This is a genomic window from Denitromonas iodatirespirans, from assembly GCF_018524365.1.
Lineage (GTDB): Bacteria > Pseudomonadota > Gammaproteobacteria > Burkholderiales > Rhodocyclaceae > Nitrogeniibacter > Nitrogeniibacter iodatirespirans.
Map to the genome: position 1 here is coordinate 233,209 of NZ_JAEKFT010000001.1, position 20,614 is coordinate 253,822.

At 67.8% G+C, this 20,614-nt stretch carries 18 protein-coding genes; 7 read left to right on the forward strand and 11 right to left on the reverse strand.

Going from position 1 to position 20,614, the window contains the following annotated elements:
- Positions 1 to 63: 63 nt before the first annotated feature.
- The 4 genes from I8J34_RS01095 to I8J34_RS01110 form a co-directional block, all read right to left on the reverse strand.
- Positions 64 to 438, reverse strand: a complete 375-nt coding sequence (locus I8J34_RS01095) for a DUF1801 domain-containing protein (protein WP_230411658.1) — start codon at positions 436 to 438, stop codon at positions 64 to 66.
- 104 nt (positions 439 to 542) lie between these two features.
- Complete coding sequence (locus I8J34_RS01100; RefSeq protein WP_214359505.1) at positions 543 to 1,694, reverse strand: THUMP domain-containing class I SAM-dependent RNA methyltransferase; 1,152 nt, start codon at positions 1,692 to 1,694, stop codon at positions 543 to 545.
- 13 nt (positions 1,695 to 1,707) lie between these two features.
- Positions 1,708 to 2,124, reverse strand: a complete 417-nt coding sequence (locus tag I8J34_RS01105) for a CopD family protein (protein WP_214359506.1) — start codon at positions 2,122 to 2,124, stop codon at positions 1,708 to 1,710.
- 9 nt (positions 2,125 to 2,133) lie between these two features.
- Complete coding sequence (locus I8J34_RS01110) at positions 2,134 to 3,012, reverse strand: SDR family oxidoreductase (RefSeq protein ID WP_214359507.1); 879 nt, start codon at positions 3,010 to 3,012, stop codon at positions 2,134 to 2,136.
- 29 nt (positions 3,013 to 3,041) lie between these two features.
- Here I8J34_RS01110 and I8J34_RS01115 point away from each other — a divergent pair, with 29 nt between their 5' ends.
- The 4 genes from I8J34_RS01115 to I8J34_RS01130 all read left to right on the forward strand — a co-directional run bounded on the left by I8J34_RS01115 (position 3,042) and on the right by I8J34_RS01130 (position 9,615).
- Positions 3,042 to 4,067 carry a CDP-6-deoxy-delta-3,4-glucoseen reductase gene (locus tag I8J34_RS01115; protein WP_214359508.1) on the forward strand — a complete coding sequence of 342 codons (1,026 nt, stop codon included), beginning with the start codon at positions 3,042 to 3,044 and terminating at the stop codon, positions 4,065 to 4,067.
- Between the two features lie 4 nt (positions 4,068 to 4,071).
- On the forward strand, positions 4,072 to 5,208 hold the full coding sequence (locus I8J34_RS01120; protein WP_214359509.1) for an EAL and HDOD domain-containing protein: 1,137 nt from the start codon (positions 4,072 to 4,074) through the stop codon (positions 5,206 to 5,208).
- 116 nt (positions 5,209 to 5,324) lie between these two features.
- Positions 5,325 to 7,379: an ATP-binding protein gene (locus tag I8J34_RS01125; protein ID WP_214359510.1), complete on the forward strand. Its 2,055-nt coding sequence runs from the start codon at positions 5,325 to 5,327 to the stop codon at positions 7,377 to 7,379.
- A 52-nt stretch (positions 7,380 to 7,431) separates the two neighbouring features.
- Positions 7,432 to 9,615 (forward strand): EAL domain-containing response regulator, encoded by a 2,184-nt coding sequence (locus I8J34_RS01130; protein WP_214359511.1) that lies wholly within the window; start codon positions 7,432 to 7,434, stop codon positions 9,613 to 9,615.
- Between the two features lie 62 nt (positions 9,616 to 9,677).
- Here I8J34_RS01130 and I8J34_RS01135 read toward each other — a convergent pair whose 3' ends face one another.
- The 7 genes from I8J34_RS01135 to I8J34_RS01165 form a co-directional block, all read right to left on the reverse strand.
- Complete coding sequence (locus I8J34_RS01135; RefSeq protein ID WP_214359512.1) at positions 9,678 to 9,986, reverse strand: c-type cytochrome; 309 nt, start codon at positions 9,984 to 9,986, stop codon at positions 9,678 to 9,680.
- 65 nt (positions 9,987 to 10,051) lie between these two features.
- Positions 10,052 to 12,085: a thioredoxin domain-containing protein gene (locus tag I8J34_RS01140; protein WP_214359513.1), complete on the reverse strand. Its 2,034-nt coding sequence runs from the start codon at positions 12,083 to 12,085 to the stop codon at positions 10,052 to 10,054.
- Between the two features lie 147 nt (positions 12,086 to 12,232).
- On the reverse strand, positions 12,233 to 12,808 hold the full coding sequence (locus I8J34_RS01145) for a HupE/UreJ family protein (protein ID WP_214359514.1): 576 nt from the start codon (positions 12,806 to 12,808) through the stop codon (positions 12,233 to 12,235).
- A 177-nt stretch (positions 12,809 to 12,985) separates the two neighbouring features.
- On the reverse strand, positions 12,986 to 14,353 hold the full coding sequence (locus I8J34_RS01150) for a sensor histidine kinase (RefSeq protein WP_214359515.1): 1,368 nt from the start codon (positions 14,351 to 14,353) through the stop codon (positions 12,986 to 12,988).
- A 19-nt stretch (positions 14,354 to 14,372) separates the two neighbouring features.
- Positions 14,373 to 15,830, reverse strand: a complete 1,458-nt coding sequence (locus I8J34_RS01155; protein ID WP_214359516.1) for a nickel-dependent hydrogenase large subunit — start codon at positions 15,828 to 15,830, stop codon at positions 14,373 to 14,375.
- Positions 15,827 to 16,822 carry an NADH-quinone oxidoreductase subunit B family protein gene (locus I8J34_RS01160; protein ID WP_214359517.1) on the reverse strand — a complete coding sequence of 332 codons (996 nt, stop codon included), beginning with the start codon at positions 16,820 to 16,822 and terminating at the stop codon, positions 15,827 to 15,829. The genes I8J34_RS01155 and I8J34_RS01160 overlap by 4 nt, the downstream gene beginning before the upstream one ends.
- Before the next feature lie 39 nt (positions 16,823 to 16,861).
- A complete protein-coding gene (locus I8J34_RS01165; RefSeq protein ID WP_214359518.1) occupies positions 16,862 to 17,146 on the reverse strand; it encodes a hypothetical protein in 285 nt (94 codons plus the stop codon).
- Between the two features lie 232 nt (positions 17,147 to 17,378).
- Here I8J34_RS01165 and I8J34_RS01170 point away from each other — a divergent pair, with 232 nt between their 5' ends.
- The 3 genes from I8J34_RS01170 to I8J34_RS01180 all read left to right on the forward strand — a co-directional run bounded on the left by I8J34_RS01170 (position 17,379) and on the right by I8J34_RS01180 (position 20,581).
- Positions 17,379 to 18,965 (forward strand): inorganic phosphate transporter, encoded by a 1,587-nt coding sequence (locus I8J34_RS01170; protein WP_214359519.1) that lies wholly within the window; start codon positions 17,379 to 17,381, stop codon positions 18,963 to 18,965.
- Positions 18,966 to 19,075: 110 nt separating this feature from the next.
- Positions 19,076 to 20,317 (forward strand): cation:proton antiporter, encoded by a 1,242-nt coding sequence (locus tag I8J34_RS01175; protein ID WP_214359520.1) that lies wholly within the window; start codon positions 19,076 to 19,078, stop codon positions 20,315 to 20,317.
- A gap of 9 nt (positions 20,318 to 20,326) precedes the next feature.
- Positions 20,327 to 20,581 carry a DUF2164 domain-containing protein gene (locus I8J34_RS01180; RefSeq protein WP_214359521.1) on the forward strand — a complete coding sequence of 85 codons (255 nt, stop codon included), beginning with the start codon at positions 20,327 to 20,329 and terminating at the stop codon, positions 20,579 to 20,581.
- Positions 20,582 to 20,614: the final 33 nt, after the last annotated feature.

A 20,614-nucleotide genomic window follows, 5' to 3' on the forward strand; every position in this document is an offset into this window, starting at 1 on the left:
GATCATTGGCGGGTTGAAACCCGCCCTAACCCCACCGACCGTGCCCCGACCACGGCCAAGGCCTCAGCCCTGGCCTGCGACGGCGGCGTCGAAGGCCATTCGTAGATACTCGCGAACATGTTTCTGGGCAATCGCATCGGCGGACGTCAGTTTGAGGTGCCGCCGCAGCTTGCCTTGCCCCTCGAGCATCTTGAATCGGTCATCGAGCGACGCGCCCGCGCTGAATTCCAGCGACACGTGACGGGCGTACGCAAACAGTCCGCAAAACGGCTTGCCCACCGAAAACATCAGTCCGCCGTACTTCACCGCCTCGGTCACGGACGGACTCAGTTCAAGGATCAACGCCCGTAGTGCCACGACAAGCTGGTGCTGTGCCGGATCAGCGAAACGGATGTCATCCAGAAGTCGAGAGCTACGTTCATCGGGCACGGCAGCCATCGGTTTGCTCCATCGTCAGGCATTGATCAGGAATCAGGGATAGCCAATCGGCGCCGGCCCACCGATGCTCATTGGCCGCGAATCATGTCGGCGAAACGCTCAGGCTATGCCTTCTCCCGCCGGTTGCTGCCGGCAATCACCTTGTACTCGAACACCCGGCATTCGAGCGCACCATTGAAGAGCGGCGTGCGCTTGCTGGCCTTGAGATGGATGAGCTTGGGCAGTTCCGGATCGGCGGAGAGGAAGTAGCAGCGCCAGCCGGCCCAGCGGGCCTTGAGGGCGTCGCCGAGCTTGGGGTAGAACTCGGCCAACTCGGCGGTTTCGCCGATGCGTACGCCATAGGGCGGGTTGGCGACCATCACGCCTTCCTCGGCCGGCGGCAGGCGCTCGGTCAGTTCGGCCTGCTCGAGCGTGACCTGGTCGGCCAGGCCAGCCGCTTCGAGATTGATGCGCGCGCGCTTGACCTGTGCCGCTTCGCTGTCGGAGCCGAAGATCGGCAGTTTGGCGACATGCCGGCGGCGGCCCTCGGCGGCCCGGCGCATGCGCCGCCACAGGCTTTCGTCCAACGTCTTCAATGCCTCGAAACCGAAGCGGCGGCCAAGGCCCGGCGCGATGTCGAGCGCGATCTGCGCCGCTTCGATCAAAAAGGTGCCGCTGCCGCACATCGGGTCGAGCAGCGCCTCGCCCGGCTGCCAGCCGGTCATGCGCAGGATGCCGGCGGCGAGGTTTTCCTTGAGCGGCGCTTCGACCGCGGCCTGCTTGAAGCCGCGCTTGTAGAGCGGCTCGCCCGAGGTGTCGACATACAGCATGGCCTCGTCCGCGGTGAGGAAGGCATGGATGCGCACGTCCGGATTGGCGGTGTCGATGCTCGGCCGAACCCCCTTGATGGTACGAAAGTGATCGCACACCGCATCCTTGATGCGCAGGGTGATGAACTCCAGGCTCTTGAGCGGCGAGCGCCGCGCCGTCACATAGACACGCATCGTCTGGGAGGGCTCAAACCATTTGGCCCAGGTCACGCCGTAGGCAAGTTTGTAGATGTCCTGCTCGCCGCGGTAGCGGCCGTGCGCCACCTGCCACAACACCCGGGTGGCCAGCCGGCTTTCCAGGTTGACGGCATAGGCCAGGGCCCAGTCGCCGGCGAATGCGACGCCGCCGGGCACCTGGCGGACCTGGCTGGCGCCGAGGGCGGTCAGCTCGTCCTGCAGGCCGGGTTCGAGGCCGCGCGGACAGGGCGCGAAGAATTTTTCTGCCATGGAAACTCCCGGTTCAGAAGGGCTTGAGGACGACGAGGAAGACGATCACGAACAGCACCAGCACCGGCATCTCGTTGAACACCCGGAACCAGACATGGCTGCGCGCATTGCGCCCCGCCACGAAGTGCTTGAGCAAGGTAGCGCAATAGACGTGGTAGCCGATCAGCACCAGCACCAGCACGGTCTTGGCATGCAGCCAGCCACCGCCGAAGCCGTAACCCACCCACAACCAGAGCCCGAACACCACCGCCAGCACCGCCAGCGGCGTCATGAAGCGCAGCAGCTTGCGCGCCATCAGCAGCAGGCGCTCGCGCTCGGCCGTGCTGTCAGCCGGCACCATGGCCAGATTGACGAAGATGCGCGGCAGGTAGAACAGGCCGGCGAACCAGCTGACGACGAAAATGATGTGCAGGGATTTGACGACAAGCATCGTTCGATCTCATTGAAGGGCGGGGGCCACGGCGGCCAGGCCGGCGTGGATGTCGGGGTAGATGAGCGGCGCACGCAGCTCACACTTGATGCGCCGGTTGTCGATCCGGCGCGATTCGCGCATGAAGGACAGCGTCAGCGGCGAGACGCGCTTGGCGATCTCGTCGCGGCTCAGCGCGGGCGGGCGCGGCAGGCCAAAATGATCGGCCACCGCGTTGAAGTAGGCGCCCATGCTCAGCCGGGTGTCGTCACAGGCGTTCCACACCCGGCCGGCGCCGCCGCGAAACAGCGCGATGGCGCACCAGCGGGCCAGGTCTTCGGCATGGATGTGGTTGGTGTGCACGTCGTCTTCCGGACGCAGGACGGGGTCGCCGCGTTCGATGCGCGCGCGCGGCAACCGGTCGCCGGCATAGATGCCCGGCGCACGCAGGATGCCGACCGAGACGCCGCAGCGCCGGCCGAAGGCGCGCAGCCGGCGCTCGGCATCGACACGGCGGCCGGCGCGGTCGGAATCGGGCGACACCGGCCGCGTCTCGTCGACCTGCGCACCTTGGCAGTCGCCATACACGCCGGTGGTGCTGATATAGACCAGCCGGCTCGGCAGCGTGGCGCCGCCTGCCAGCGCGGCCACCAGATGCTGCGAGCGCGAATCGACACTGCCGCCTCGCGGCGGCGGCGCGGCATGCAGCACCACGTCGGCGATCCCGCTCAGGCGGCGCAGCGTGCGCCGATCATCCAGATCGGCCACCAGCACCCGGGCGCCGAGCTGCCTCAGGGCGGCACGCTGGCTGTCATCGCGTATCATCGCGATAACGCGAAAGCGCCCGGCCAGCCATGGAATGGCGCGCCGGGCGACATCGCCGCAGCCCACAATCAGAATCGTTCTCATCGACCCATTATCTCACGCCGATTTTGCTCATGTCCTTTCAGCTCACCATCCTGCCAGGCGATCATGTCGTCTCCGTCACCGATGACCAGACCCTCCTCGAGGCCGCCGCCGAAGCCGGCCTGCTCCTGCCCCACAGCTGCCGCGACGGCGTCTGCGGTGCCTGCAAGGGCAAGATCCTCGACGGCACGGTGGACTACGGCAAGCACGGCCCGCAGACCCTGACCGACGAAGAAAAGGCCGCCGGTCTGGCGCTGTTCTGCTGCGCCACGCCGCGCAGCGATCTGACCATCGAGTGCCGCACCGTCAGCCGCGCCGACGACATCCCGGTCAAGAAGCTCCCCTGCCGCGTGCAGGAGCTGACCCTCGCCGCGCCGGATGTGATGATCCTCAAGGTCAAGCTGCCGGCCACCGAAACCTTCGCCTTCCGCGCCGGCCAGTACATCGACTTCCTGCTGCCCGGCGGCAGGCGGCGCAGCTTTTCGATCGCCAACGCGCCGGGCGGCGCCGATCACCTCGAACTCCACATCCGCCAGATCCCGGACGGCTTCTTCACCGGCCAAGTGTTCTCGACGCTCAAGCTGCGCGACATCCTGCGTTTCGAGGGCCCGCTGGGCAGCTTCTTCCTGCGCGAGGACAGCGATCGCCCCATCGTGCTGGTGGCCGGCGGCACGGGCTTTGCGCCGATCAAAGGCATGGTCGAGCATGCCATCGCCCAGGGCATCAGTCGGCCGATGACCCTCTATTGGGGTGCCCGCGACCGCGCCGGGCTGTATCTTTACGACATGGCGACGGCATGGGAAAAGACGCTGCCCGGGTTCAAGTTTGTGCCGGTAGTGTCCGATAACTCACCGAGTGAGCCGTGGCACGGTCGAACCGGCCTGGTGCATGAAGCGGTGATGGCCGACCTGCCCGACCTGTCCGGCCATCAGGTCTATGTCTGCGGCGCGCCGGCGATGGTCGATGCCGCCCGGCAGGACTTTACCCGCCGCTGCGCCCTGCCCGACGACCAGTTCTTTGCCGACGCCTTTACCTACGCCCTGGAATCGCAAGCCTGACACCATGAGCCAAACCCTGCTGCTGACCCGCGAACCCGTCGTCAACCGCAACCGTGCGATCACCGCCAACCGGCTGATCGCCCATGCCCCCTCGGTGGCCGATGCGGTCGAAGGTCTCAAGCAATTCGAAGAAGAATGGCCGCGCCATCACTCGGTCTTCCTGTCGCTGGGCAAGCTGGTACCGACGGTCGACCTGCTCGAATGGACGATGCCGGACAACCTGATGGTGGAAATTCCCGCCCCCACGCTGGCGCATCCCAAAACGCAGGAGCTGCTGCCGCAACTCAAGGCGGCCGGCGTCAGCACCTGCCTGTCGTGGTACACCGCCGACACCGTGCTGCCGGCGGAGGCCGACTGGCGCTTCGTGATCATGGACCAGCGCAAGGAAGCCAGCCCGCTCCACTGCCCGGGCCTGAGTCTGGCCTGGGGCCTGAAAGACACGCCGGCCTTCGACGACGCCATCCATCGCGGCTTCGACGGTGCCGCCGGCTGGTTCTTCCTGCAAGGCAACGCGCCGGCCAAGCAGCTGTCGCCCTCGCATGCACAGCTCGTGCGCCTGCTCAACCTGGTGCGCCACAACGCCGACGTCAAGGACATCGAAGCGGTGCTCAAGCAGGACGTGGCGCTGTCCTACAAGCTGCTGCGCTACATCAACTCGGCCGGTTTCGGCCTGATGTGCGAGATCCAGTCCTTCCGCCACGCGGTCACCATCCTCGGCTACAACAACCTCAACAAGTGGCTGTCGCTGCTGCTGGTCACCGCCAGCCGCGACCCCGCCGCCCCCGCCCTGATGCAGGCCTCCATCGCCCGTGGCCGGCTGATGGAGCGCGTCGCCGCGCCCTTCTTCGACAAGGCCGACCACGACAACCTGTTCATCACCGGCGCCTTCTCGCTGTTGCCGTCGCTGCTCGGCACCTCGCTGGCCGATCTGCTGGGCGAGATGAGCCTGCCCGAGCCGATCACCGACGCGCTGATCAACAACGAAGGCGCCTACGCCCCCTTCCTCAACCTGGCGCGCGCCTGCGAGCGCTTCGACCCGACCCGCCTGCAAGCGCTGGTCGGCGAGCTGACGCTCGACAACGAAGCCGTCAACCGGGCACTGCTCGCCGGCCTGCAGTTCGCCGACAGCCTCCAGGCCTGAAGCGCGGCGCGGTGGCGGCGCCACGCATCCAATCGTCCCCCGCGACACCCGTCACGAGCGCCGACGGCCGGTGCCCTTAGAATCCCGTCTGTTTTTTCCCGAGCCGTCGCCGCGCCATGGTCTTGCCGGTCCTGCCCTTCCGCATGCAGCGCCCCGCCCCGCACCCCGCGGCGGCCGAGGCCGTGCTGCGCCTGATGGAAGCGCCGGACACCCCGTGGGACGCCATCGCCGAACACGCCAGCCGCGACGCCGCGCTGTGCTTCGCCCTGCTCTGGCTGCAACCGCTCGAGGCCGCCGACACCCGGCCGCTGCCATCGCTGCTGGCCGACCGCCTGCGTCGCACCGGCACACCGCTGCTGCGCGCCTGGCTGCTGCATGCCGGCGCACGGCAAGGCATGAGCGAGGCGATGAAGACGCTGCATCACCGCGCGCTGGTGACTGCCGAGTCGGCCCTGCATCTGGCCATCGAAAAACGCTATCCGCGCCCCGAAGAAGCCTTCCTCGCCGGCCTGTGGTCGACGCTCGGGCAGATGAGCCTGCATGCCTCGAGCCCCGACTACGCCCAGTTATGCGCCCAGAGCGACACGGCCGAGGCGCTGCGCGCCCGCGAACGCCAACGCTTCGACACCGACCATGTCACCCTCGGCGCCACCCTGGCCCAGCATTGCCGACTGCCGCGGATGGTGGTCGACGCGCTGGCCCTGGCCGGCGCGCTCGAAGAGCAGGTGCTCGGCGCTCATCCGCTTGCCGCCCTCCTGCGCACCGCCCAGTGCCTGGGCGGCGACACCCCTCGCCTGGACGAAGCGCAGCGCATCAGCGGCCTGCCGCAGGAGGCCTTGATCAGCCTGCAGACCGACGTGGACTACCTGTCCCACCAGGGGCTGCAGACGCTCGGCATCGGTCAGCCGACCGCTAGCGCACCGGCGGTCGCCGCCGGTGCGAGCGACTATCCGCGGCTGCCGCAGCACTGGCGCCGGGTGGCCATCGACGGGCTGATCCAGGCCGCCTTCAGCACCGCCTCGGCCGACACCGCGCTGCGCCAGCTGCAGGATGCCTTCCGGCTGCTGTTCGGCAAGCGCCCGCCACTGATGCTGCGCGCCGACGCCGACGCCCTGCGCGCCCTGGTGCCGGCGCATGACGCCCAATTTGCCACCGCACTGGCCGAACTCGACCTGCGCATCGGCGACGACACCAGCGTCATCGCCCTGGCCATGCGCACGCAGACCGCCACCAGTCATTTCCCCGGACACGCCACGCCGGGGCGCAGCACGCGCGACTGGCAGCTCGCCCGCTGGCTCGACAGCGCCGGCATCCTGTGTCTGCCGTGGCAGGCCGGCGGCGAAAAAGGCGTCGGTGTGCTGGGCATCGACGAGAGCCTCGACATCGCGCCCGACGAGCAGAGCCTGATGATCGCCCTCGTCGCCTGCGCAGCCACGCATCTGGTAGGCCTCGACCAGCGCCAGGCGGCCGAAACGCAGCGACTGGCCACCGCCCGTGCCGAGCATCTGGCCAAGGCGCGACGCATCACCCACGAGGTCAACAGCCCGCTGACCGTGATCAAGAGCTATCTGGGCATCATCAGCCAGCGCGAGGCCGCCGATGCCGGCCTGGTCGGGGAGCTGGCCCAGGTCAACAAGGAGATCGACCGCATCGGCGCCCTGTTGCGCCGCATGGCCGACCCCGAACTGCCCGAAGACACCGGCACCAGCGCCGATGTCGGCAACGTCGTCCGCCAGTTGCAACAAGTCTATGGCCATGCGCTGTTCACCGGCGCGCAGCGCGAACTCGACATCCGCATCCCGCGCGGCCTGCCCGCGGTGGCAATGCCAGCCGGCGCGCTCAAGCAGGTGCTGCTCAACCTCATGCGCAACGCCGCCGAAGCGCTGCCGGCCGGCGGGCGCTTGAGCATCAGCTCGCCCGGCGTGCTGATCGCCGACGGCGTACCGAGCCTGGAGCTGCGCCTGGTCGACAACGGCCCCGGCCTGCCCGACGCGCGCCTGGGCCGCCTGTTTTCGGCGCAGCCGAGCGACAAGGGCCACGATCACCAGGGCCTGGGACTGAGCATCACCCACGAGCTGCTCCGGCAATTTGGCGCCTACGTCCTATGTCGTAGCCAAAGAGAAGCCGGAACCAGCTTTCAGATCTTCATCCCACTAGCCTGCGACACTTGAATCGTGCATCATCCTGCGGGTCACACTGTCGCTGGCCGACGACGGGGAGATCATGGTCATACCCGGTGAAGCGCCTTTCTTTAGTCATACCGAGTCCGAACGTGCCCCCACGCAGGCGCGCGAGACCTGCATCCTGCTGGTCGACGACGATGCCCCCCTGCGCCACACCCTGCCCCATGTCCTCGCCCAGCCGGGCCGCCGCTTCGACGAATGCGGCACCATCACCGAGGCCATCGCCCGCCTCGAGAACACCCGCTACGACCTGATCCTGCTCGACTACCGCCTGCCCGACGGCACCGGCCTCGACCTGCTCGACTGGCTGGCCAATGCCGGCCGGCAGGAGGCCGTGGTGGTGATCAGCGGCGAGGATGCCATCGATGCGGCCATCGGCGCGCTGCGCCGCGGGGCCGACGACTACGTGCGCAAGCCCTACCATGTGGCGCAACTGCAGCGCGCGGTGCAGAACGTGCTGCACAAGGCCTTGCTGGAGCAGGCCAACGGCGTCATGAGTCAGCGCCTGCAAAGCTCCGAGCGCCTGCATCGCTACCTGGTCGAAAGCTCGCCGGACTTCATCTTCACGCTCACCCCGAGCGGGGTGTTCAACTATGTGAATCCGCGGGTCGAGGCCATGCTCGGCTATGCGCGCGAGCAGCTGATCGGCAAGCCCTTCACCCGCCTGTTGCCCGACGACGACGCCATCCGCGTCGACGTCATGCTGCGCGAAGCGGCCCGCGGCAAGCGCCTGCACCAGGTGCTCGAACTGCGCCTGCGCCGCTGCGACCCGAAAACCGGCGAGCCGGGCAGCGCGACCGTGGCGGTCAGCCTCAACACGGTGCCGATCCAGGCGCGCGCGGCCGACGCCATCGATGCCCCGGCCGGCATCTACGGTGTGGCGCGCGACATCTCCGAGCGCAAGCGCGCCGAAGAGATCATCACCTTCCAGGCCTATCACGACCAGCTCACGCACCTGCCCAACCGCATCCTGTTCAAGGACAGGCTGGAGCTGGCCATCGCCCAGGCACAGCGGCGCGGCGGCCTGCTGGCGGTAATGTTCATCGATGTCGACCGCTTCAAGCGGGTGAACGACACCTATGGCCACAGCGAGGGCGACCGCCTGCTGCGCGTGCTCGCCGCCCGCCTCAAGGAAACCCTGCGCAAGGGCGACACCCTCGCCCGCCTCGGCGGCGACGAGTTCATCGTGCTGCTGCCCGACATCGCCCACCCGGAAGACGCCGAAACCATCGCCCAGAAGATCCACGCGGCGCTGGAGGTCCCGTTCCAGCTCGAACACGGCGCCTTCCATGTCACCGTCAGCATCGGCATCGCGGTCTTCCCGCGCGACGGCGATGTCGCCGAGCAGCTCACCCAGCATGCCGACATCGCCATGTACCAGATCAAGCGCGAGGGCAAGAACGGCTTCCGCTTCTACGATCCGGACCTGAACGACCACTACCGCGAACGCGTCGCGCTCGAGAACGACCTGCGCAGCGCCCTGGTGCGCGGCGAGTTCACCCTGAGCTATCAGCCGCAGATCAGCATGAGCTCCGGCAAGCTGGTGGGCGTCGAGGCCCTGATGCGCTGGCAGCATCCGGTCCACGGCCTGATCGGCCCGACCGCTTTCATCCAGGTGGCCGAAGAAGTCGGCCTGATCCGCGACATCAGCCGCTGGGTGGTGGAAACCGCTACCCGCCAGCTGGCGCACTGGCATGCGCTCGGCCACACCGCACTGCGCATGTCGATCAATCTCTCGCCGCACGATTTCGACCGCGACGACACCACCGACCAGATCACCGATTGCGTGGCGCGCTACGGCCTGAGCCGCGACCGCTTCGAAGTCGAGATCACCGAGCGGGTCATGATGCGCGACACCGAGGAGGTCATCGCGCGGATTCGCCGGCTGCGCGAATGCGGCGTCGGCATCGCCATCGACGACTTCGGCACCGGCTACTCGGCGCTGGCCTACCTGCAGAAATTCCCGATCAGCAGCCTCAAGATCGATCGCAGCTTCGTCAACAACCTCAACGGCGAAGGCACCCAGCCGATCATCTCGGCCATCACCGGCATCGCCCGCGGCTTCGGCCTGCACCTGGTGGCCGAAGGGGTCGAGCGCCAGGCGCAGGCGCGTCGCCTGCACGACATGGGCTGCGACATCATGCAGGGCTACCTGTTCTCCAAGGCCGTCGAGGCCGCCGAGATCGAGCGCTGGCTCGAAGCGCCCGCCCCCCTGCCGCTCTGAGGCGGCCGCGCAAGCACAAAAAAACCAGCCCGCAGGCTGGTTTCTTCAATCGACGGCGCCGATTACTTCTGGCTCAGCACCCAGTCGGCCAGTTGCTTGGCCTGCTCCGGCGTGACTTGCGGGTTGGGGGGCATCGGCACCTGACCCCAGTTGCCCTTGCCGCCCTTCATGATCTTCTCGGCGAGCTTGGCAGAAGCGTCCGCCTGGCCGGCGTACTTGGCGGCCACATCCTTGTAGGCCGGGCCGACCAGCTTCTTGTCCACCGTATGACAGGCCAGACAGTTCTTGGACTTGGCCAGTTCAGCCGAGGCAAACGCCGGCGCTGCGCTCAGCAGGCCAAGGGCGACGGTAGCAGCAACGAGTGCTTTCATCGGGATTTCCTTATCGTTAAGAAGAACCAACACCGGCGGATACTAAACCAAGGCTCTGGCTTTGCCTACCCGCCCAATTCGCTTGCTAGACGCTTCCAATCGTCTATCGGCGACAGACACTCAACGCCCGAGCAGACCCAGGCGTTGACATGATTTTCGACCGGTTTGGCCAGCGGCGCCGGCAACTCGCCGCGCGTGCCCAGCGACACCACCAGCGTGGCCGGATCGGCCAGCGCCGCGGCCTGCCGGGCCCAAGCATCGCAGTCGGCCTGTGGCCCGCGCAGCACCACCAGGCGCGGCGGCGCGAGCCACTCGGCCAGCGCCACCTGCAGGCTGCCATAGCCCATCGCGGACTGGCGCATGCCGCCATAGAAGGCGCTCAGGCAGCCGGTGGCCGCCGCCAGATAGCGCGGCTCACCGAGCAGGTGACCGAGTTGCTGCAGCGTGCGCGCCGCCACGCCGTTGCCCGAAGGCGTGGCGCCGTCATGACCCACACGCGGGCGGTGCACCAGGGCCTCGTGGTCATGGCTGGTGAAATAGAAGCCGCCCTCGGTCGTGTCGCCGAAGCGCGCGATCAGCGCATCGGCCAGCGCCTGCGCAAAGGCCGCATCTTCGCTGCGCCACTCGGCCTGCAGCAACTCCACCAGCGCCGCCAGCACGAAGGCGTAGTCGTCCAGATAACCGTTGAGCCGCCCCTGGCCGCCGCTCCAGCTGGCCCACAGGCGCTCGCCATCCCACAAGCGGGTACGGATGACGTCCATCGCTGTCTGCGCGGCACCAATCCAGTCGGGCCGTTCGAGCAGGCGGCCGGCACGCGCCAGGCCGTGGATCATCAGGCCGTTCCAGGCGGTGAGGATCTTGTCGTCCAGGCCGGGGCGCACACGCTGGTCACGCACCGCCAGCAAGGCGGCGCGCACCCGCGCCAGGCAGGCCGGCGCCTCGGCCGGGTCCATGCCGACTTCGCCGGCGATCTCGTCCAGCGGCTTGCGCAGCGTCAGGTGCCAGGCATGGCCCTCGAAGTTGGGCATGCCTTCCATGCCGAACACCGCCAGCGCAAAAGCCCGGTCGGCCGGCGCCACGGCAGCCTTCACCTCATCGCGTGACCACACATAGAAACGGCCCTCCTCGCCTTCGGAATCGGCGTCCAGCGCCGACCAGAAGGCCCCTTCGGGCGCGCGCATCTCGCGCAACACCCAGGCGGCGGTGTCCTCGGCCACCTGGCGGAAGCGCGGCTCATCCCAGCACACTGCCGCCTCGGCATACAGCGCCAGCAGCGGACCGTTGTCGTAGAGCATCTTCTCGAAATGCGGGATCTCCCAGCGCTCATCGACGCTGTAGCGGCAGAAGCCGCCGCCGAGCTGATCGTAGAGGCCGCCTTCGGCCATGCGCTGTAGCGTGAGCCGCACCATCGCGCCGGCGCTGGCGTTGCCGCCGCAGCGATAACGGTGCATGAGCAAGGCGAGGTCCGACGGATGGGGAAACTTGGGCGCCTTGCCGAAGCCACCGTAGTCCATGTCGAAAGCCGCCTCCATGGCGTCGCAGGCATCGCGGATCGGCTTTTCGCTGAACTGGGCAGCCTCGACATTCCCGACCCGCGCGGTTTCGGCCAACGCAGCACGCAGCTGCCGGTTCTGCTGGACGATGGCCTCGCGCTGGGTCTGCCAGCCGGCGGCCACCCGTTCGAGCACATCGACGAAACCGGGCAGGCCATGGCGCGGCGCTTTCGGGAAATAGGTGCCGGTGTAGAAGGGCACGCCGTCGGGTGTCAGGAACACCGTCAGCGGCCAGCCGCCGGACTGGCCGGACAGCATCTGGTGCGCGCTCTGGTAGATCTGGTCCAGGTCGGGGCGCTCTTCGCGGTCGACCTTGATATTGACGAACAGCCGGTTCATCACCTCGGCGGTGGCCGCGTCCTCGAAGGACTCGTGGGCCATCACATGACACCAGTGACAGGCCGAGTAGCCGATCGACAGCAGGATCGGCTTGTCGGCGCCGCGCGCCTCGGCCAGCGCCGTGTCGTCCCAGGGCTGCCAGTGCACCGGGTTGTCGGCATGCTGGCGCAGGTAGGGGGATGTTTCTTGGGCAAGGCGGTTGACCATCGCAAGCTCGGCAGAAAACAGTGGCCCCGAGTTTAGCAACTCGCCACATTCCCGACAAATTTTGTCGGGAATAACCCGAATGGCGGCAGGGTGACCAAGAAAAGCAAACGGGGCGCCATGCGCCCCGTCATCGCCGGCAGCGAGTCCTCAGCTACCGAGCAGCACCAGCCCGGTGGCCGCCATGGCGCCGCCCAGCACCCGCTTGATGCCCTGGGCCAGCGGCGTCTCGGGCATCCAGCGCGCCAATGCGAAACCCATCGCATGCAGCATGGCGGTCGCCGTGACGAAACCGAGCGCGTAGCTCATCAGGCCGGCACCGCCCATCTCGGCGAAGTGCGCATAGCCGTGGAAGACGGCGAACACACTCACCAGCGGCAACGCGGCGGCCAGCGGCAGGCGCACCGCTGCCGCGATCAGCAGGCCGAGCACCAGCACCGAGCTGGCGATGCCGGCTTCCACCGCCGGCACCTCGGCCCCCAGGGCGCCGAGCGCGGCCCCCGCGAGCATGGCCGCCACAAAACCGGCCGGCAGCAGCCAGCGCCCCGCCCCGCCCTGGCGCAGGGCATAGATGCCGACCGCCAGCATGGCCAGCACATGGTCAAGACCACTGAACGGGTGCGCCAGGCCAGCGCCGAAGTGCGCGCCGGAATGCCCCCCGTGCGCCAGGGCCGAGCCGGCCCCGCCGGCCAGCACGAGAGCGAGAAGAACACGCGAAATCGCCATGACACACCTCCAGAGAGCAACTGATGAATGATTGGACGTCGAGAAACTGAAACAAGATACGTGCCAGAAATCCTGGGCTTGATACATCAGGGAAACCGGTCGCGCCGCGTCTGCGGGCTGGCAAGCGCGCTCCCAGCGAACGGCGCGGGCTGCATAGCGGCTAACCATCCCACCCACTCAAGCGACCGACGCCAGCGGCAGGCACACCGAAAACACCGCCCCGCCCTGGGCGGCATTGGCCACCGACAGCTGACCGCCGTGATGCTCGACGATACCGTAGCTGATGGCCAACCCCAAACCGGTACCCTGCCCGACCGGTTTGGTGGTGAAGAACGGATCGAAGACATGGGCCAGATGCTCCGGGTCGATGCCCGGGCCGTTGTCCGCGAAATGCAGTCGCACCCGTGCCGGTACGGCAGAGGCATCGATCTCGGCCGACACCTGCAGCGTCGGGGCCTCGCGCCCGCTGGTGGCGTCCCAGGCGTTCTGCACCAGGTTCATCATCACCTGCTGCATCTGGCCGGCCGAGCCGATCATCGGCAGCGGCGCCGGGATGTCGAGCCGCACCTGGAAGTCCTTGCGCGCGGCCTGGCACACCCAGCGCACCGCGCGCTCGATCACCTCGGCCAGATCGAATTGCTGCTGCTCGTCGCGGTCGATGGCCGAGAAACGCTTGAGCCCGTCGACGATCTGCCGGGTGCGTTCGGCGCCCTCGATGGTGCCGTCGATCAGCGGATCGAGATCGTCGAGGATGCGGTCGATGCGCAGGCGTTCGCGCTGGTCGGCCAACTGCGCGGGCGAATCGCCGGCATGCACCGCGGCGAGGTAGGTCTCCAGCCGGTCGGCGTAGCGGCGCAGCGCATGCACGTTGCCGAGGATGAAGCTGATCGGGTTGTTCAGCTCGTGCGCCACGCCGGCCACCAGCCGGCCGAGCGAGGCCATTTTTTCGGAATGCAGCAGCTGCTGCTGGGTTCGCTTGAGGTCGTCATGCGCCTGACGCAGCGCCTGGTAGGCCTTGCGCAACTCGCCCACCGGCCGGCCGGTGACGACCATGCCCATCGACTTGCCGACCGCATTGAAGCGCGGTGTGCAGTTGAAGGACACCGGCACCGCCGAGCCGTCATGGGCGCGCAGCGACAGCTCGCAGTCGTGCACTTCGCGCTCGCCGAACACGGTGAGCAGCTGGCGCGCCTTGTCGCGCGCGTCTGCGTCCTCGAACAACTCGTAGATCGCCGTGCCGCGCAGCGCCTCGGCGCTCTTGCCGGTGATCACTTCCAGCGCGGGATTCACATCCTCGATGGCGCCGTCGCGCCCGCACACCACCAGGATGTCGGACATCGCGGTGAGCACCGAGAGGATGAACTGCTGCGACTCCTCGAGCTTGGCGTTCTTCTCCTCCAGCGCCACCTCGTACTGCAACAGGTCGGAATACACCTCGTCCATCTTGTGGATGACATCCATCCACACATCCTCGCCCACACCGACCAGCTCGCCGGGGTGGCCGGTCTGGCCCACGGGATGGGGTTTGTCGCCGGATCTGCTCATGGCCCGCGCCTCGTCCGCCTCAATGCACCGTGCACACCATGCACGGATCGAAGGAGCGCACCACATGCTGCACCGCCAGCGGCATGTCCGCGCCCTCGCTCACCGGCAGGCCGACCAGCGCCTGCTCCAGCGCACCGGGCGTGCCGGCCGCATCGCGCGGCGAGAAGTTCCAGGTGGTGGGCGCGATGATCTGGTAATTCTGGATGCGCCCGCCACGCACCACCAGCCAGTGGCCGAGCGCACCGCGCGCCGCCTCGACCCGGCCGACGCCGACGCCGCTGTCCGGCAGCCTTGCCTCGACGCAGAAAGGCTCGCCCGGCACCAGCTCGCGCACCCAGGCTTCCATCATCGGCACCACCCGCGCGATCTCCAGCAAGCGGCCGACGACACGGCTCATCACGTTGCCACCGCCCTGTGCCACCAGGCTGCGCGCCAGCGGGTGGCCATCGACCACCTGCCGCGCCAGCGCCCCGCACTGCACCACTTTGTCGCACCAGCGCGGTGCCTTGCACCAGGAATAGGCATCGGGCTTGTCGGCATCGGGGTGGGTCTCGCCCACCAGCGGATGATGCGCCACCGCCGAGCCGGCCAGCCAGGCATGGGACAGGTCCTCGACGATGTCGCGCGCGTCGAGCGGATGCACGTTGCCGACGGCGGCATCCCACACGCCGGGGGCGAAACGGCGCGCCCCGTCGACCGGATAATTGCCGAAGCTCAGGTAGCGCTCGGGACAACGGCCCAGCGTCTCGAGCCCGAGGCGCCGCGAGAGGTCGAGAAAACGCGCCAGATCGCCGCGCGCCGGGCCGCCCGCCTCAAACCACGCCCACAGCGCGTCGACCGAATCGAGCGCGGTCACCGCCTCCAGCGCATCGCCGAACAGATGCCGCTCCAGCCAGCCGCGGAACTCGCGCAGCAGGCTCAGCAGGCGCACCCGCTCTGCCGGCAGGATGGCGCGCGCCGAGCCGCCCGGCTGCAGGCTCAGGGTATGCGGCCATTTGCCGGCCAGCATGCCCATCAGCTGCAGGAAGCGCGCCCGGGCCGGCAGCGCCTCGGCGGCGGCCGACCCTTCGACCGCCTTGAAGCGGGTGCGCACGGCGTCGAAACCCGGCGTGCCGGCATAGGCGTCGCGGGCGAAATCGGGCATGAAGAAGAGGTAGAAATGGGTGAAGTGGTCGGCCAGATTCTCGGCCGCCAGCATCAGGTTGGTGGCGCGTGCGCCGTTGGGCGGCGCTCTCACGCCGGCCAGATCGGCCAGCGCGGCGGCCGCGGCGGCCGACTGCGACACCGAGCAGATGCCGCAGATGCGCGGCACCAGCACCAGCGCGTCCATCGGCGCCTTGCCCGGCAGGATCTGCTCGAAGCCGCGGTACAGCGGCGAATTGACCCAGGCCGCGGACACCCGGCCGTCGGCCGCCTCAAGCGTGACTTCCAGATCGCCCTCGACCCGGTTGAACGGGCCCAATACCTGGCGGCTCATTGGCGCCCCGTCTTGCGGATCGCCGGTGTCACCACGGCATGGTCGGCCGTGGCATTGGCGCGCACGCGGCGTGGCGTGGCCGACTTGGACAGCGCCGCCAGCGCCACGAACCAGGCCTTGGGCATGTCGGTCGGCAGGCCGATGGGAATGCCGCCGACCTTGGGCGTCTGGGCGAAGGGATGGCCGGGCTCCTCGAAGCCCGGCTCGGTACAGCTGATGCAGGCATAGCCGCCATTGGTGCACGAGCCCTGCCCGTTCCACGGCCGCAGGTTGCAGTCGGCATGCGCCTGGGTGCCCTTGCAGCCCATGTGCTCCATCATGCAGCCGAGGTCGGAGGGTTTCTCGGCGCTGGCCTTGAATTCGTAGAACTCGTTGCGCGAACAGCCGTGGTGCACCAGGTGGTCGGCATAGAAGCGGGGCCGACCGAGCGCGTCCAGGCTGTCGGCCGTGACCTCGTCCATGGCCAGCGCCAGCAGCGTCTCGATCACCCAGTCCGGATGCGTCGGGCAGCCGGCAACGTTGATCACCGGCAGACCGCTGCCGCTGCGGTAGTCGGCGCCCAGCAGGCCGCCCATGTCGTCGCCCTCGTATTGCAGGCCGCAGGCGTCGGTCGGGTTGAAGCCGGCGGCCGTCACCCCGCCGTAGGCCGCACAGGTGCCCACCGCCACGGTATGCGTGGCGCGCGTGGCGAGCGCACGCACCCAGTCGATCATCGGCCGACCGGTGCCGGCCAACAGGTGGAAACGTCCGCTGCCCTTGGGCCCGCGCAGCAAGGCGCCTTCGACGCACAGCACGTCGAGCGGCCGGCTGCCGCGCTCGCAGGCCTCGAGCAGCGCGACCGCCTCGGCGCCGCTGGCCTCCGACAGGCTCGGATGCCACAGCAGGTCGATGCCTCCGTCGGCGAGCGTGGCCATCAGATTGGGGGTGTCGGCGCACAGCAGCGACATGGTGCAGCCGCCGCAACCGCCGGACTGGAGCCAGAGCACGTTCATGGGAGCTATTGAATCACAGGGCCACGGGGCCGCACAGGGTCAGTCGGCCGCCTGGTCGCGCTTGTATTGATAGAGCAGCGCCTGGCATTTGGCGCAGGTGACGATGCGCACCGCGTCCTCGCCACCGTGCAGCCCATGTTCGGCGGTCTCGGTGGCGCCGCACTTGGGGCAGGCGCCATCCGCGCCGGCCGAGGCCAGGTAGGTGGCACGGTCGGGCAGATTGCGCTGCGCCCGCATGTGCGCCTGGTGGCGGGTCAGCACGATGAAGGCGGCAATGAAAAGCGTGAGGATCAGAACGATCGGAAAGGCCATTTCAAGTGCCATGACAACGGATTCCTTGTTCGAGCGGGGCCGCGGCGCAAACGCCCGCAGCCTGAGGCGGATGCGACAGGGTACCGGTTTTCGCTTCGGGGCGGCCTTGTCGCAGATCAGCACCGTGCGTGCCTGCCTTGGCCGCCACCACCGATCGGGTCTCGACAAAAAAAGAGGATTCCGCCTTTGTGACCTCTCACAAATCTGAAACAATTCGTGTTTTTTGCAAGCAGGCGGATCCTCGGTGGAACTCCAACACATCAGCGAACTCGAGCGCGCGACCCAGCGCGGCAGTGGCGAAATGTTCCGGCTCGGCATGGGGCTGCTGTTCATCGTCGGCGTCATCCTCTTCGCCTCGACCCGCGGCGTGGGCAGCGAGGTCAACGTGATGCTGGTCGCCGCCGCCGTCATCGGCGGCTACATGGCGATGAACATCGGCGCCAACGACGTGGCCAACAACGTCGGCCCGGCAGTCGGCTCCAAGGCCATGAGCCTGGGCCTGGCGCTGGTCATCGCGGCCGTGTTCGAAGCGGGCGGCGCGCTGATCGCCGGCGGCGAGGTGGTCGGCACCATCCGCAACGGCATCATCGACGCCAAGCAGCTGCCCAGCGGGGAGGCCTTCGTGTGGCTGATGCTGGCCGCGCTGCTGGCCGGCGCCTTGTGGCTGAACATCGCCACCGCGGTCGGCGCACCGGTGTCGACCACCCACTCCATCGTCGGTGCGGTGCTCGGCGCGGGCATCGCCGCCAGCGGCTTCGGCGTGGCCAACTGGAACACGGTCGGCAGCATCGTCGCCAGCTGGGTGATCTCGCCGCTGCTGGGCGGCGTGGTGGCCGCCGGCTTCCTGTACTTCATCAAGCACCGCATCACCTACCACACCGACATGCGCGCCGCGGCCAAGCGCTGGGTGCCGGTGCTGATCGCGGCGATGATCTGGGCCACCACCTCCTACCTGCTGCTCAAGGGGCTCAAGGCCGTCATCAAGCTGAGCTTTACCGAGGCGCTCGTCTATGGCGCCATCGCCGCGGCGGTGATGTATCTCGTCCTGCGCCCGGTCATCGCCCGCCAGGCGGACCGGAGCACCAACGACAAGGAGGGCATCAAGCGGCTGTTCACCGTGCCGCTGATCTTCGCTGCGGCGCTCTTGTCCTTCGCCCATGGTTCGAACGACGTGGCCAACGCGGTCGGCCCGCTGGCGGCGATCGTCGACGTGCTGACCAGCACCTCCGGCCAGATCCACGCCAAGGCCTCGATCCCGGTGTGGGTGATGATGGTCGGCGCCATCGGCATCTCCCTGGGCCTGGCGCTGTACGGGCCGAAGGTGATCCGCACTGTCGGCTCGGAGATCACCGAGCTCGACCAGATGCGCGCCTACTGTATCGCCATGGCGGCGACCATCACGGTGATCATCGCCAGCCAGCTCGGCCTGCCGGTCAGCTCCACGCACATCGCGGTGGGCGGCGTGTTCGGCGTCGGCTTCCTGCGCGAGTGGATCAAGAACAAGTACGCGCGCATGGAAGACGAGATCAAGGCCCATCACCCGGAAGACGACCAGGCCGCCATCGACGCCTTCATGGTGCGCTTCACCGCCGCGCCGGTGGCCGAGAAGGGCCAGATGCTGGCCGACCTGAAGGCGCAGGCCAAGGCGCATCTGGACCCGGCCCACTTCTCCAAGCAGGAGCGCAAGGCCCTCAAGCAGGTCTATCGCCAGGAGTTGGTCAAGCGCTCGCAGCTCAAGCGCATCGCCGCCGCCTGGGTGATCACCGTGCCGGCCTCGGCCGTCATGGCGGCCATGCTGTTCTTCATGATCCGCGGCATGATGATCGCCTGATCGCACGCCAGGATCGACGAACGGGCAGCCCGGCGCTGCCCGTTTTTTTTTGTCTGCGGCCCACCTGTTCGGCATACTCCCGGCCTGACTCCACCCACCAGGACATTTCCGTGTTCGATCTTGCCGTCACCTTTCTCGTGCTCACGGCCGTCATGGCCTACATCAACGTGCGTTTCATCCGTCTGCCCACCACCATCGGCGTGATGGCCATCGCCATGGGCCTGTCGCTGGTGGTCTTCGCCCTCGACGCGGTCGGCATCAGCGCGCTCAAGGACTACGAAGTCTCGCTGCTGTCGTCGATCGACTTCTCCGACGTACTGATGCAGGGCATGCTCTCGCTGCTGCTGTTTGCCGGTGCGCTGCATGTCGATCTCAGCGAACTGAAGGCCTACCGCTGGCAGATCGGCGCCCTGGCCGTGCTCGGCACGCTGAGCTCGACGGCGCTCATCGGCGGCGCCGTGTGGTGGCTGCTGCCCTGGGTCGGCATCGAGCTGCCGCTGATCTACTGCCTGCTGTTCGGCGCGCTGATCTCCCCCACCGATCCGATCGCGGTGATGGGCATCGTCAAATCGGCCGGCGCGCCGAAGAATCTCGAGCTGACCATCGCCGGCGAATCGCTGTTCAACGACGGCGTCGGCGTGGTGGTATTCACCCTCCTGCTGGCAGCAGCCACCAGCGGCCAGACGCCCGAAGCGGCGCAGATCGGCCTGCTGGTGGCCGAGGAAGTGGGCGGCGGCATCCTCTTCGGCCTGCTGCTCGGTTTCATCACCTATCGCATGCTCAAGAGCATCGACAGCTACCAGGAAGAGGTGCTGATCACGCTGGCGGCGGTGCTCGGCGGCTATGCACTGGCCACCCACCTGCATGTCTCCGGCCCGCTGGCGATGGTCGTCGCCGGCCTGATCGTCGGCAACCACGGCCGCGCCATGGCCATGTCGCACAAGACGCGCGAATACCTCGACATGTTCTGGGACCTGATCGACGCCATGCTCAACGCCGTGCTGTTCGTGCTGATCGGTCTGGAGATGGTGCTCATCCAGTACGCCCCAGGCTTGGCACTGGCGGTGGCGCTGGTGATCACCATCACTCTTACTGCCCGCCTACTGGTGGTGGGCGCGCCGGTGGCGTTGCTGCACCGTCAATTCCGGCTGCCGCGCGGCGCCTGGCAGGTGCTCACCTGGGGTGGGCTGCGCGGCGGCATCTCGGTGGCGCTGGCGCTGTCGCTGCAGGAAGGCCCCGAGCGCGATCTGGTGCTGGCCCTGACCTACGCGGTGGTGGTGGCCTCGATCTTCGGCCAGGGGCTGACGGTTGGCGCCGTGGTACGCCGGGCCATCGGCCGCCCAACACACTGAGGAGACCCCATGTCGAAGATCGAATTTTCCAGCGAAGAAAAAGCCCTGCTGACCGACAAGCTCAAGCGCTACCTGGCCGACGAGCTGGATCAGGAGGTCGGCCAGTTCGAGGCCGGCTTTCTGCTCGACTTCATCTCCAGCGAGATCGGGGCCTATTACTACAACCGCGGCCTGAACGACGCCCAGGCCGTGATCGCCCAGCGGCTCGACGATATCAACGACGCCATCTACGAGATCGAGATGCCGACCGAGCTATCGCGCTGACGGATGCCGGCGCCCTCGCAGACGGATGCCGGC

What these genes read in the sequence shown, in the direction of transcription:
- I8J34_RS01150 (WP_214359515.1), bottom strand. Translation starts at nt 14,353, where the DNA reads ATGAGCAGATCCGGCGACAAACCCCATCCCGTGGGCCAGACCGGCCAC.
- I8J34_RS01165 (WP_214359518.1), bottom strand. Translation starts at nt 17,146, where the DNA reads ATGGCACTTGAAATGGCCTTTCCGATCGTTCTGATCCTCACGCTTTTC.
- I8J34_RS01155 (WP_214359516.1), bottom strand. Translation starts at nt 15,830, where the DNA reads ATGAGCCGCCAGGTATTGGGCCCGTTCAACCGGGTCGAGGGCGATCTG.
- I8J34_RS01160 (WP_214359517.1), bottom strand. Translation starts at nt 16,822, where the DNA reads ATGAACGTGCTCTGGCTCCAGTCCGGCGGTTGCGGCGGCTGCACCATG.
- I8J34_RS01115 (WP_214359508.1), top strand. Translation starts at nt 3,042, where the DNA reads ATGTCCTTTCAGCTCACCATCCTGCCAGGCGATCATGTCGTCTCCGTC.
- I8J34_RS01110 (WP_214359507.1), bottom strand. Translation starts at nt 3,012, where the DNA reads ATGAGAACGATTCTGATTGTGGGCTGCGGCGATGTCGCCCGGCGCGCC.
- I8J34_RS01140 (WP_214359513.1), bottom strand. Translation starts at nt 12,085, where the DNA reads ATGGTCAACCGCCTTGCCCAAGAAACATCCCCCTACCTGCGCCAGCAT.
- I8J34_RS01105 (WP_214359506.1), bottom strand. Translation starts at nt 2,124, where the DNA reads ATGCTTGTCGTCAAATCCCTGCACATCATTTTCGTCGTCAGCTGGTTC.
- I8J34_RS01095 (WP_230411658.1), bottom strand. Translation starts at nt 438, where the DNA reads ATGGCTGCCGTGCCCGATGAACGTAGCTCTCGACTTCTGGATGACATC.
- I8J34_RS01100 (WP_214359505.1), bottom strand. Translation starts at nt 1,694, where the DNA reads ATGGCAGAAAAATTCTTCGCGCCCTGTCCGCGCGGCCTCGAACCCGGC.
- I8J34_RS01180 (WP_214359521.1), top strand. Translation starts at nt 20,327, where the DNA reads ATGTCGAAGATCGAATTTTCCAGCGAAGAAAAAGCCCTGCTGACCGAC.
- I8J34_RS01145 (WP_214359514.1), bottom strand. Translation starts at nt 12,808, where the DNA reads ATGGCGATTTCGCGTGTTCTTCTCGCTCTCGTGCTGGCCGGCGGGGCC.
- I8J34_RS01130 (WP_214359511.1), top strand. Translation starts at nt 7,432, where the DNA reads ATGGTCATACCCGGTGAAGCGCCTTTCTTTAGTCATACCGAGTCCGAA.
- I8J34_RS01125 (WP_214359510.1), top strand. Translation starts at nt 5,325, where the DNA reads ATGGTCTTGCCGGTCCTGCCCTTCCGCATGCAGCGCCCCGCCCCGCAC.
- I8J34_RS01120 (WP_214359509.1), top strand. Translation starts at nt 4,072, where the DNA reads ATGAGCCAAACCCTGCTGCTGACCCGCGAACCCGTCGTCAACCGCAAC.
- I8J34_RS01135 (WP_214359512.1), bottom strand. Translation starts at nt 9,986, where the DNA reads ATGAAAGCACTCGTTGCTGCTACCGTCGCCCTTGGCCTGCTGAGCGCA.